This window comes from Rhodopirellula sp. UBA1907 (assembly GCF_002337565.1).
Classification (GTDB): domain Bacteria; phylum Planctomycetota; class Planctomycetia; order Pirellulales; family Pirellulaceae; genus Rhodopirellula; species Rhodopirellula europaea.
The window spans coordinates 24,352-37,951 of record NZ_DDGH01000100.1 but is presented as its reverse complement, the minus strand read 5'-3'; the positions used below and the strand labels follow the sequence as shown (position 1 = coordinate 37,951).

General features: G+C 55.3%; 4 protein-coding genes. 1 reads left to right on the top strand and 3 read right to left on the bottom strand.

All coding sequences use genetic code 11. The features are described from left to right. A partial coding sequence (locus B2R17_RS24915) for a hypothetical protein (RefSeq protein ID WP_286766147.1) occupies nt 1–227 on the bottom strand: 227 nt, incomplete at its 3' end. On the opposite strand from B2R17_RS24915, the gene polA reads away from it, so the two are divergent. Then, complete coding sequence (gene polA, locus B2R17_RS24910) at nt 226–3,465, top strand: DNA polymerase I (protein ID WP_286766146.1); 3,240 nt, start codon at nt 226–228, stop codon at nt 3,463–3,465. The two genes, B2R17_RS24915 and polA, sit on opposite strands and share 2 nt — an antisense overlap. 553 nt (nt 3,466–4,018) lie before the next feature. Here the strand turns inward: polA and B2R17_RS24905 are convergent. Then, nucleotides 4,019–6,445 (bottom strand): PilW family protein, encoded by a 2,427-nt coding sequence (locus tag B2R17_RS24905; protein ID WP_286766145.1) that lies wholly within the window; start codon nt 6,443–6,445, stop codon nt 4,019–4,021. Between the two features lie 10 nt (nt 6,446–6,455). Then, entirely contained in the window at nt 6,456–13,571 is a 7,116-nt protein-coding gene (locus B2R17_RS24900) for a hypothetical protein (protein ID WP_286766144.1), read from the bottom strand. Nucleotides 13,572–13,600 lie beyond the last annotated feature (29 nt).

The window sequence follows — 13,600 nt, the reverse complement described above, 5'->3', positions numbered from 1 at the left end:
CGGCTGGGGCCCTCCAGCCGGCATCCACAAAACACCGTGCCCCCACCGACAACACACCGCTCCCGGCGAAGCTCCTTTCTGACTGTCACAATCGTTTGCGAATCGTCGATCAACGCGTCGACTTCGCCCTTCCAAACTGCCCGATTTCGATCGATCGCGGTATGCTCTCGGCTGCCCAAGCCCACGTGCTCTTCTCGACGCCTCGCCACCTTCTTCGCGATTCCCATGGCCAAATCTCGACCTCGCCCCAAACAGAACGACGACGACCAAATGCTGTTCAGCGGGTTCGACGAGGCCCCCGCTCCTCCGGCCCCCGCTCCTCCGGCCGCCGCTCCTCCGGCCGCCGACGCATCCGCCGCGAACCAAGTCGCTGAGTCCGCGCCCGCGATGACGCCATCCGACTCAACCGCCGCCGCTGAATCCCCGGCCGCCGCCCAAACGCCTGCGAAAGAACGCGATCCAGACAAACTGTCCGCCACGCGAGGTTTCACCCCCAGCCCCAACGCCGCGACCGTCCCATCGGTCGCCGGCACCGGAGTGACGCCACTGCCAACCAGCTCCACCCAAACGCCACGAGAATCATCCGAGTCCGACGCCGCCCCCAAAGACGCCTCGCAATCGGGCCCGCGAGCCGATCGCGAAACGACGGAAGAACGCAAGCAGCGACACGACGCGGTCCGCATCGCGGACGACGCCCTGCCCGCCGTGCTGCAGAGACCAATCCCCGAGACCACCGACGATCCCATCCCAGACCTGACCGACAAATTGGTCGTCGTCGTCGACGCTCACTCGTTGATCTATCAGGTCTTTCACGCGTTGCCGCCGATGACCAGCACCGGTGGACTGCCCGTGTCGGCCGTTTACGGGTTCGTCGGCGACATGCTGGAATTGCTCTCTCGCAAGAACCCCGACTACTTGATCGCCGCGTTCGACAAAAGCGAAGTCACGTTCCGCAATGAGCTGTATCCCGAATACAAAGCCAACCGGGACTCGATGCCCGACGAACTCCGCCAACAAATCCCGTTGATCCGTCAAGCGATCGACGCAATGGGGATCGGCATCATCGAGCAATCCGGCTTCGAAGCCGACGACTTGCTCGCAACCGTCGCCGCCAAAGTCGAAGACGCCGGCGGCCGATGCTTGGTCGTGACCAGTGACAAAGATTGCCGGCAACTGATCAGCGACCAAACCAAGATTTACAACATCCGCAAAGACCAAGAGATCGACGCCGCGGAACTGTTCGGGCTGTGGGGCATCCGGCCCGACCAAGTCGTCGACTATCAGGCGCTGGTCGGTGACCCAGTCGACAACGTTCCCGGTATCTCATTGATCGGCCCCAAGATCGCTCAGCAATTGCTTGAAACCCACGACACGCTGGAAGAGATCCTCAACAACGCCGAATCGATCTCAGGAAAGAAACGCAAAGAGAACCTGATGAACGGCCGCGAAGCCGCGATGATGTCGCGCGAGTTGGTCGAACTCAAACGCGATGTCGAATCACCGATTCCCTGGAACCGATGCGTTCGCTCGGCAGCCGATCTCGAACGAGTCGACGCGTTGTTGCAAGAGTTTGGCTTTCGCCGATTGCGAAGCCGCGCCGCGGAACTGCTGGGCGGCGAAGCCCCCGCGGAAGAACCCAAACCGGTTTGGGAATCACGCTACCAAACCATCACGACCGAAAACGAACTGAAAGCACTCGCGGTTGAACTCGCCAAACAAACCGTCCTGGCCATCGACACCGAAACAACCAGCACCCACGCACGCGGGTGCGATTTGGTCGGCATCTCCATCGCATGGCAACCGGGCGAAGCCGCCTACATCCCCGTCCGTGCCCCCGAGGGTGATCCGGCGATCAACGAACTCGTCGTCATCGAAACCCTTCGCGATGTCCTGGAATCATCCGCGATCGAAAAAGTCGGCCACAACCTGAAGTTCGACGTCATCGTTTTGCGATCGGCCGGTGTTCAACTCGGCGGCATCACGATGGACACCATGGTCGCCGACTACTTGCTGAACTCCGGAGGCCGCAACCACGGGCTGGATGACCTCGCCCAACGCAGACTCGACCACACCAACCTTTCGATCAAAGATTTGATCGGAACGGGCAAGAAACAAATCACGATGGACAAAGTCCCCGTCGACGACGTTTCACCCTACGCCTGCGAAGACGTTGATGTGCCCATTCGACTCGCGCCGACGCTGCGTGACGAACTCAACGAATCCGGTTTGGATGGCTTGTTCGATGAAGTCGAAATGCCGCTCACCGAAGTGCTGGCCGAAATGGAGTTCAACGGAATCCATGTCAACGCCGATACGCTGGCAAAAATGAGCGAGCGGTTCGACAAAGACATCGCGGACCTGCGAGCGTTGGTGTTTTCCGCCGCCGGACACGAGTTCAACCTGGATAGCCCCAAGCAACTCGGTGTCGTTTTGTTCGAAGAACTTGGGCTGCCGGTGATCAAAAAAACCAAGACCGGAGTCAGCACCGATGCGGATGTCTTGGGGCAATTGGCCGTCAACCACGAGATCGCGGAACACGTGCTGCAGTATCGCCAAGCCACCAAACTGAAGAACACTTACATCGACGCGCTACCGCAATTGATCTGCGACAAAACCGGGCGTGTCCACACCTCGTTCCGGCAAGACGTCGCGGCAACGGGACGGCTCAGCAGCAGTGAACCCAACCTGCAAAACATCCCCATCCGAACCGAACAAGGCAAAGCGATCCGAGCCGCGTTCACCGCCGGACGCGAAGGGTGGTCCTTGCTCGGTGCCGACTACTCACAAATCGAACTGCGGGTGCTGGCCCACTACAGCGGTGATGAAGCCCTGATTGGTGCCTACCACGACGACGCCGACATCCACACGCGAGTCGCCGCGGAAGTCAACGGCATCGAAGAATCGGAAGTCACCAGCGACCTCCGCCGGATCGCCAAGACGATCAACTTCGGAATCGTGTACGGCCAAAGCCCGTTTGGTTTGGCCAAAACGCTCGGCATCAGCAACGACGAAGCACGCGATTACATCGAGTTGTATTTCCAGCGATACTCGGGCGTCGAAGCTTTTATGATGGACACGCTGGCCCGCTGTCGCAACGAAGGCTACGTGGCAACCATGTTGGGACGCCGTCGTGAAATCAAGGGTGTCCGCGATTTGGCAAAGCTGCCCGAATCGAAACGTCGCAGCCTCACCGAACCGGAACGCATTGCGATCAACATGCCGATTCAGGGCACCGCCGCAGACTTGATCAAGCTAGCCATGTTGCGAGTCCACGAGCAACTCAAGCAGAGCGATCTGCAAGCCCGTCTTCTCTTGCAGATTCACGACGAATTGCTGCTCGAGTCCCCCGACGAAGAACTCGATGCTTTGTCGGACATGATTCGCGAAGCCATGACCAGCGTGATGGAACTCGACGTGCCACTGAAAGTCGACGTCGCCCACGGCCGAACCTGGGCCGATTGCTAAGCCAGCATCCTATAATCCTGTGGCACGGTGGTCCCCACCGTGAACCCACGCAAACCAATGCAAGACTCGGTGGAGGACCACCGAGCTACAGTTTGTGAATCCCTGAGCGAAGCCCGAACAGAAGCAAAACCCGCGTCGCCAGAAGAAGCCCTCGCCAGGCAATGCCACCGTCGCTCAACGCCAAACCTAGCTTCACAACAACCTGTAGCACGCGGTCCCCACCGTGACCCACTCCCCTCGCAAGCAGCCCCACCAAGCAAACGCAAACTCATGTCGGCCAAGTGTTTCGAAGCAGGTCGGCAGGAATGATCGGGGATAATCATGTCAGCCGTTTGGGCATTAGCCCCGATTCTACGTTGGAGCAACAACGCTTGCTAAAACAGTCCAAGTGCCGAAAGACTCCTGCCGAACTGCTTAGATCAGTCCGTCACCGTCCAGGCCATCACTGGAAGTACTCAACAATCGTTTGCTGCCGCAACTGCCCCGCAGTCGAATCATAAACCCGCACCGATATCGCCGACCACTCGACTAAAATCGAAGATGAACGCGAACGCTATTGAAGTCCTTCCACAATAGTAAACTGAGTGATCTCACCGGTTGGTGGATCCTCTAATCTCACCGTGACACTGATCGCTTGCAAATCACTCAAGAAGGGCGGTGGGCATTCCTGAAAACTTGAATCGAATCGACCTGAGTCGATTCGCCACGGTCCTGCTCCGCCGCGAGGAGTCTTGGTAAGCCCGCTTGCATTATTCAGAACCCAAGTCGTTCCAGACGGAGTGCCACCGGTCAAACTCAAGTCGGATCGTTGAGACTGATCGAACCCATCTGCCTCATAACCGTTCGTCCATGTGTCGTACGTTGGCTGGAAGTAGACAATGCTTCCCGCCGTACCTCGATGAACCAGTTTGCCGCTGTACTTCAAACTATCCAATCCATTGGTTGGAATCGGAAAAGCAGAGTAGCTCGAATTCAAGAATGTCGTGTAGTTTCGAGCCACTTCGGCGTCAGCGACGACCGGCATTGGTGGAGTGGACGCCTGGCCCGAACTAGCCATCAAGCTTTGTAGAGGAGTGCCATTCAGATAGGGATAACACAAATCTACGAATCCACCCTGTCCGACCAGTGCGGCGTAGTGGCCCGGAGACTTGCTGTAAGTGTTTGAGGGAGCGTTATCACGCAGATCGAGAATATCGAAGCCGGTATCATTGTTCAATGTCAGCAACGCGGAGATCCCAATGTCATTGACAGTGATTGTTTCGTCATCGCTTCCAACCGTACCCAGCTCACTCGAGAACTGTAAACCGACTGTGTCGGTGTCGTCTGCCGTTCCGGATAGATCATCGTCAAACCCAGCTACACCAGGCGCTTCATCCATTCCAGCGGTAGCAAAAATTGGCGCCCCTGGATCGAAGCCTCGCAGATCAAACGAAAGAATATTGGATGCAATAACGTCTTCTCCAGTACGATCCCAACGCGGGTCATTGGTCGAAACGTATGCGCGATGCCAATGCGAAACGGGAACTGCAGGATTTGGACGTGGATTGGGATCCCCTAACTCAAACTCAGGAAGCAACCACCCATTGAACAATCCGAATAGTTCGCCACTGACCGAATTGAATGTTCGTGAACTGGGATGCGCACTGGGAAACCAACCAGGCGCAGTCGCATTCGGCGGATCCAACCTGGTGTCGTCTGCACCTTGCCACGTCGTAAGAGCATCGTTCCCACCAAGAGCCAACAACGGCATCGAGGTTGCGAAGTCGCTCCGGTCTTGGAACGCTCCCGTTGCCTGTCCACGTCCAAAATATCGACCCGGATAGCGAACGTGTCCAAATCGATTGTGTGGGTAAACCAGATCACTTAGTGAATTGGCAGCGACAAAGTTAGTTGGTTCACCCGTGTCAGGATGAACCACGCGGCGCAGCGAGATATCAAAATACTGGTGCATTGGGGCCATACCCACCAACCAATTGCTTTGGCGAACCTGAGCTGAGTCGGTGGCGCTGCCAGGAGCAACATAGTTGGGAAAGGTGGTCTGCCCGATTGGATAGATTTCCGCGAGCCCGGCCGGAACAGCTCCAGGATCATTCACGTTTCCGTTCATAGGTCGCAAATAGGTTGTCTCGAAGCCGCTACCCGATCGACCGTTTGCCGGCCCACCATCGCGGACTGTCGATGGGCCTGTACCGAACGGGAATTCGAGACGACCTTTGACGTTCAAGTCGGGCCGCACCAGCAAAATCCGCTGCCGCAGGACAATCTGATCCGGTGCATAGTTTCGATCAACGTCTTCGAACAAAGGCATTTTGCTAGGGCTTGGAAGCCAAGTGGGATCGGATGACGACGCCGGTGTCGTGGCAATCCGCAACTCATTTGAGTTCTTATCGAGATCCCAAACTGGCGATGCCCAAATAATGATTTCCGCTCTCTTGGAACGTATGATCCGAGGTTCCATCGGATCAGCGGCCGTATCGTCAACCAAGTACGCGGGAACCTTCCCGGTAAACCAATCATCGCCTGCCGCCTCTGCGGTGAATGCAATGTAGTCGTCGAAATCGCCATACCGCGATAAACGTCTGTAGGTTGGACCATTCTCAGGAGCATTGAAACCAGCTGATGAAGGCGTTTCAAAATCACCACCAGTTGTCTCTTGAGTCGGTTCAGCACCAAACAGACCGTAGGTGTGCTCGGTCAGCGGACCTTCGTAATAGGTGAAATAACCTTGGCCACCGACGGGAGAAATTGGTGGCCTCGCATCAACAGTTCGTGAGTGCAGGTCATTTCGGATGCGAAAGCTAATGCCCCGCAATTTACTACTCAAAGAGACCTGACTGCGTCCCTCCTTCATCGACCGCCCGATGACCGCGAAGGCTTTACCCAACGCCGCCATCAACAATAACGTCACTGTCATCGCGATCATCAATTCGACCAAGGTAAACGCAACCCTTGCCGGCAATTTCTTCGTTTGGCAATTCATGGTTACGTTCCTATTCCAAAATTCGTGACAGTTGAATGGTTTCCAATGCGTTGTTCACTTCACCGGGTCGGTACATGACCGGTTTACTGCGATCGATCACAAAGAAACCCTTCGGGCGAGAAACTTCACCCATTGTTTGTCCGACTTCTTGTCCAACTTCGAGCGTCGCACCATCAACTTCAAAGTAGCCAACAGTCACCCACACAGCGAAAACGTTGGACTGATCCGTCGCCATATTGGAAAGACGTGTCATACCCAGCTGCTGGTGAACAACGCTGCGTTCATGATTCTGAGGTGCGGTCACTGCAGGATCCGTCGATTGCCGTTGGAAGATCGGCTTGCCTTCTTGTACTGCACCGTCTCGAACGAAATCGCGACGCATCAGACCGTTGTCCGATGGCTGCTTTTCTTGACGCACGATAGGTGTGTAGGGCGGACCAGTCGAATCGTGAACCTGGCCGGAAGGCTCCGCTGGGTCAACAGTCTGAGTCCGCATGCTCTCCAGCGGTGCGATTTGCCCATACATCGCCGAGCGAAAGACACCCGCAAACTGAGTCGGGATGTTCTTGTCAAACGATGGTATCTGGGCTGTCCCTGGATTGTCGTCATGATCGAAAGTTTGCAGCGGTTGCGTCCCTGAAACAAACCAGTTGTTCGCCCGAGCAGGAGCGACACTATCTGGTGTATAGCCTCTTCGATTCCTCAAGAACTCATCCCAGAACGCTCCCTTACCTACGGGTAGGTCGTTGTTCAAAGCGGGGTCCAGTTCGCCAGGCGTAGAGAAGCCTGCCATCAATGACTTGTAGACCTTCACACTCTTAATGGTGTTGAGGTTTATCAGACCATTTCGATACAGCTTGCTCTTGAAACCAAACGGCGGCCGAAACCCTTCCGTGAGGATGTCATTGGTCCAGAAACCGTTGTACGCACCATTCGACGCGGGATTGTTTTGCCAAGCTCCGGCCCCACGATTCCATCCATACGATGGCGCTGGATTAACAAGGTCCCAACTTCGTGGATCAGCATTCACGACGTTGGCTCCGCTGATCGTACCGAGGGTGCGGAAGTCGATTCTTGGCGAGAACAACGACTGTTCGCCAGCAACCTGAACGTTGTCTTCCGGCGAAATGAAATCGACGTCAAAGTCAAATGGCGGTGGAACTTCGACCCACTCCAACAGTCTCCAGAAGTTCGGCGACGGCCATTTTTCTGGAATCTCGGGATAGGGCGTTGTCATCGCAGGCATGTTGCTTGGCATCCCCACAAAGCCATTGGCAGACGAAGGATCGTTAGGCAACCACGGATAGTCAGGCTTGGTTGTTCCCCCCGACGTTTCGTAAGTAGCCGGCTCATATGCAAACACGTTCGATGACGACGAGAAGAAGTTCCACAGATGCGTGAACCTTTGATTGAAGTCGTATCGCGACGGCTGCGTTGGAGTTAGAGGCGCAGGAACGGCAGTTGGAACCGGGGGTGCTACTGGATTTCCGCCACTGATTGGCTCGGTGTTGTAGAGCGACCGATATTGATCGGAGGTCACGGCACCGACCGCCGAACCAAATTCCATTCCCAACCTACCCGGTGAACTGATTGGCACCCACATCAACTCCTCGGCCGATACGAACGGCCGATTGAGCCAAAGCACGCTTGCTGGGAAACCGTTGTACGGCTGTCCGACGAATGGCGAGAACGTGGACTGGGCGGAGTTGTAAACGGTGCCCGGCGCAATCGGCCCCTGACGCCAACGTGGTCCGTACGAATGATTCAAATAACCAAGCGTGGTTGAATGAGTCGTCCGGTCACTAGGATCCGCGTTATAAACCGTCGCAGCGTCACGATTCAGATTCGCCGCAAAATACACTGATCCAGCAGTTGCTTCGTTCTGCGGTGTGACGGTCGTCACTTCCGGCGGATAAGTGTTAACGCTGTGAAGCAAGTTATCGAAGTTAGCTGATGTTGCATCTTCAATAACTGTCTTCCCGGTCTTGTAACGGCTCGCAAAGTTCTCCTGCGGATCGTTCGTATATGGGTCTTCGTCAATTGGATCCTTCCAGACAGGATTCCCACCGGTGTCCGTCAGCGAAATTTCATTCTCATCGCTTCCGTTGAACACGGTCAAATCAATGGTGATGTAGTCGACAGTGATGAATGGGTTCATCTCTGCATGATAGGGCTGCGTTGGGTCTGCCAATCGCTGCAGATAAGCAGTCTTGAAATGCTCACGCGTACCAGTCAATTGTCCGGTCGCACCAAATGCTCGGTACAACTCCGACATATCAGGGCGATCGTCGAATGGACGGTCTGGGAACTGGCCCGTTCCACTGTCGAAGTCTCGATAGGAGTCGACCGGGAAATTCAGAGTTGGATTAAGTGATTCGGTGGGTTCCAGGTAGTACCGTCGTCCGACCGGAGGGGCTTCATAGGGCAGCGGCTCAGAAACATTGACACCAATCGGCGTCGTAATGTTCGTCCAAGAGGCTGGAACATCCGCAGCAGCCTGGATACCAATGACCTGCTGGATAGAAGCGTCCTCTTGAGGTGCGTTCGGATCATCATAGATAGGGGTTGTCAGTGTCCCATCGATCTCACGATGTACAACTTGATGTGGAGACAAATCGATTCGCTGGGGCGATTCGTAGTCCGCTCGATCAACTGCGGGGCCTTCCGTAGTCGGATCATGGGTCGGCGTCCCAGCGTGATTCTTTTTCGCTCCGATGAACGTCCGCGGGCGTGGACCGATCACCGCGTGCTGGCCACCGGCGAGATAAACGCCGCCATTGTCATAGTCGCCATTCGCATATCGGTTGTAGAACACCTGCCCCGCATCGGAGATGTCAGCCAAAGTGGTTGCCATGGCGGATGGATCGACATTGTTCGCGAAGAAAATGACTCGGTCGATCGCGGTCGCAGACTGCTCAGCAGACAACGAATCAAAGAACCGAGGTTGGGCGGGATTCAGTGTCGCGGTGTCGCGATCCATCGCTACCCCGGCAGTAGCTGCGGCAGCGACTGCACCACTACCGACGGGTTGCAACAACAGATCAGCAGACCCTTCGTGATGGGGTGCCGTCGCTGGATTGGTTCCGCTTGGCAAACGATTCCGCACTGCAGATGTCGAAGTCTGAACGTCAGAATCCGCCGAATGGAACTCACTGATCGCCACACGCCACACAGGAACGTCATTGCCGGGTGCCTTTCGGTTCAGATCCAACGCCCACGGATCCCAAGGCTGCTGCGCACCAAGATGACTGTATAGTTCCGACGGATACGCCGACGCATTCGCGACCGGATCCACCTCACTGCCCGGGGCAAGTGGCACTTGAGGACTGCGAGTGTTTCTCAACTCGAGGAACAATGACCCTTGCGGGATTCGCCATTGATCCAAATCTGCGTCTCCGCGAGTTGCACTTCCATCGGTTCCTTGCAGCGATAGATCAGCACCACCGTTATCAAAATTAGTATCTCTGACTCGACGGTCATGAAACGCAAGCGATTCCTCCAACGACAGTTCGGGACGTTCGAGTCCCCACACCGTCCGGAAGGTCGTGTTGTCCATCAAGTTGACATCCCATCCATCGAATGGGTTGGGGTCATAGTCAAAACGTGTCATCACAGCATCCGCATCGCGGAAATCAGCCACATTGGCTGCCCACTGAGCGATTTTCATCGCACGATACTCTTGATTGAATCGCTCCTGACGTGCAAGCAGATTCTCATCAACTGGCGTCATTGTGTCGTCTGTAGGCAGTGGGGTTCTGTAGAACGGCGAATCAAAAGTAGATAAATCGGGATAGGAGTGGGGAAAATCAAAATCCACACCACGATTGGCATCCCGAATTAACATCATCGCTAGGACATAAAGGTGACGCGCGAACTGGGCGCGAGCGGTCACGTTTCGGGGACTAGACGCTGTGTTGTCTGTGATCTGCGGGTTCAACAACTCACCGGCCGCAGCGAGACCACGAGTTGATGAAACTGGAGTCGTCGCTCCTCCGTCGCCCAAATAGTGAGTCTCTATAAACTCAGCGGTTGAGATCGCACCATTGAGAACGCGTCCGTTTTGGTCATCGTCGACAACACCGTCGCCGTCGTCGTCAAATCCATTCCCAAACTTCCGGTTCAAATTGAACTTGCGACCCGCACGAAGCTCTTCGGGCATCAGCTCCCACATGACCGCATTGCGAGCATGGTCCAACTCCACTGCCGGCGTGTTATGTGGAAAGACAGCCAGCTGCAGCAACTGCTGAGGGCTAGATGCCGAAGTAGCCATCGTGGTGTTTTCGAAGAACTCTGGTGGCAAACTTCCTTTGACCGTCGCGGCGCTAACCGAATGAGTCGTCATGGAGTCAGCCAATGCCTTCCTCAATCCTTGCAATGACTCATATTCAGCGGGCGTAACCGTCCCGTTCCCATTGAGGTCAGGATTGTTGTGATAGTCTTCGATCAACTCGATGATTCGATCTGACAACATGTCGCGGTCGAAGGAATCAAATCGCAGCAATGGCTCCAAATCAGCGAAGGTGTAGGGCTTGTCTGGCTCACTCGAAGCGGTGAGATCCATCTCGTAAGGATCATCAAATGAGTCACCTGCCGCAGCACCGCCATTGGAAACGATCGACGACGTGCCCCCAACAACCAACTCACCATTCACCCCAAGACCTATCGCACCTCGGCCATAAGCATCGACGGGCAGCCCTTGCGGATTGATTACTTGATGGAGGTTTGGACGATTAGGATTTCGAAGCGTACCCAGAAGGTCATTCCCGTTTCCGGTTACCGGATCGACGAGATACCCCGGCACCGCAACCACCCGTCCATAGCCCGTATCTCCCATATCTGCGTAGGCACGAGCACGACCGACAACGCTGGAGAAAACGCCTAGACGTTCACCGAGCAATCGCTGTGGTCCACGCATCAAGTTATCAGCGTTGTAACTCGTCAACGGAGTTGTTTCGGTGACCGAAATCGGAGTTGTACCGAGAGGTGTGAACAAGGCTCGGATATCGATCTCGGCTGGACCGTAGCCCCAACCGCTTGGGAGACCGGTTTCCAACAGGTAACCGCGGTTTGGCGGCGAGGGAACCTGCGTGTACACCCGGGCGGGCGATTTCACTGCGTTGCTCGTAGGCTGCGAAATCGGAGCGAGATGCTGAACAGCTCCAGCCAAATCATTCGTGATCGCGTTTCTTGCCTGAGCAATGTTCCCTGCCAAGTTGACGTTCACTCGTCCGCCAAGGTCTTCAACCAAATAGCTGACCAGAGGCTTAATAAGCTGTCCTTCGCGACTTTGTGTCAGCGGCAGTCCTGCATCGATCCATACTCCATCGACAACACCATCACCGTTGTTGTCGACATCCCATGAATCAATGATCCCGTCGCCATCATCATCACGTCCTGCCAATGCACGAGCAATCGCAAGCACTTCGGGAAGACTCGGATTATTGAAATCGATAGGCTGATTCAATCCGGGAGTGTTATTGCTTCCGGTGAACTTGGAGTAATCCAAACGTTTGACCCCCACTCCCCGATCTGCGACAGCAGCAGGAACCATTGGGTCATTTTCAATTGGCAACGGCCGGAGTGTTGATCGCTGCATTGCCACCAACATTCGCTGCAAGCGAACCGTATCCATTGTCCCGTCTTGATTGTTGATGATCCAATTCAACAATCCAGGACGCACGAACGACGGCGCAGCCTCGCCAAGAATTGAATCGGTTGGCATGTAGCTAAGCCACATGTTATTGAAATCGGGTGCATCGTACGGTTCGTCAGTGTCGCCGGGCGGCAAATCCTGAAGAAACGATTCCAAAGGCGTTGTGGCAAACTCATCACGCGCCAAACGATGAATTGCATAGTGACCTTGCAATGCGACGGGCACATCCGAACCGCGACGAAGCGGCAGTGGTTGCAATCCCAGAGTTGGCCAAGCGACATCATCATTTGGGTCGAACGGGCCATCAGGAACTTCATAGGGGATGCCTGTCACCGGAATCGCTTCCATGTTGCTCGCAATACCTTTTTCGATTCGGGTAATGTTCAGATCGGTCGAAACGACTTCGTTCAAGTTGAAGGGGCGAAGAGGGTTGTTCGTTCCAACTGTGCGCAGGCGGTCCATACCCATCAGCTGATTGACGCCTCCTAACGGATTGAATTGCCGACGAGGGCGGTCCCACCCAAGCCCAGGCCCATTCAGGATTCGACCATTCATGTAGAAGCGAGCGTAAGGCAATGCTCCGTTCGGCAAAGCCGCCAAGTTGGAATCGTAGTCGTAAAACAAACGATCAACTCGGAACGCCGGGTCCGCCAACCATTCGGCCAGCGACTGTGTCACATCGCCAACGGTCACTGGGGAATTTTGGTGATCACGAATATCGATCACGACTTGGCCGGACAATTGATCTCGGCCGTAGGGTGCACCTCGGTGATCCCCGAAGTACCGGGCGACCGAGAATGTCAAACCTTCGAGAGGCCCACCGAGAAAGGTGAGCAACCGACCATTCAACTCATCATCATGCGGAAAGTTTGGAGTTACATAGTTGTTGGGATCCAAGGGCAACTGCGTGACAGTTCCCCCATAGCCTGGGTAGCGTCTTGTCGGTTCATTGTCATTTCGACGATGCGGATAATCCGATAAATAATCATTGATCCCAGCCTGATCCAGAGGAAAATCACCTGACCCGCCCGCTTGGTGAGGTGACTCAAGATAAAGAAGTGTCGGGAAACGTATAAACTGCCCGCCAAGTAGGGCAGCGGGAGCGAGATCATCTCGGCTCGTAGCCGACCGCATGTAAGTATTAACGGGTGCGACGCTGGCTTCGATGGAATCTCGCATTCCGTAAAGATCGCCTAGCAGATCGTGCCCCCAAAGAGACGACTCCGGACCTGTAGCACCGACGAGAATTTTCTTGATCGCGTCGTCGACAAACTTCGCACCGTCCAGGTCAGCCGCTTCCGAACGCTGGATGCTGTACGCTGCGCTGCGTTGACGGGATGTGAAAACGAGGTAGCTGACGCCAAGAACACTGAAGAGAGTCAGCATCCCAAGGACGACGAGCAACACGATCCCCGAGCGTTGATCCGGTGGGCAAAGACCAACCGGTGTCGATAGTTTGTTCTTTTGAGTCATGTGTGTACTCCCTGCATTTAGAGGCAGGT

Excerpts from the sequence above, each read along its gene's own strand:
- polA (WP_286766146.1), top strand. The coding sequence starts at position 226 with ATGGCCAAATCTCGACCTCGCCCCAAACAGAACGACGACGACCAAATG.
- B2R17_RS24900 (WP_286766144.1), bottom strand. The coding sequence starts at position 13,571 with ATGACTCAAAAGAACAAACTATCGACACCGGTTGGTCTTTGCCCACCG.
- B2R17_RS24905 (WP_286766145.1), bottom strand. The coding sequence starts at position 6,445 with ATGAATTGCCAAACGAAGAAATTGCCGGCAAGGGTTGCGTTTACCTTG.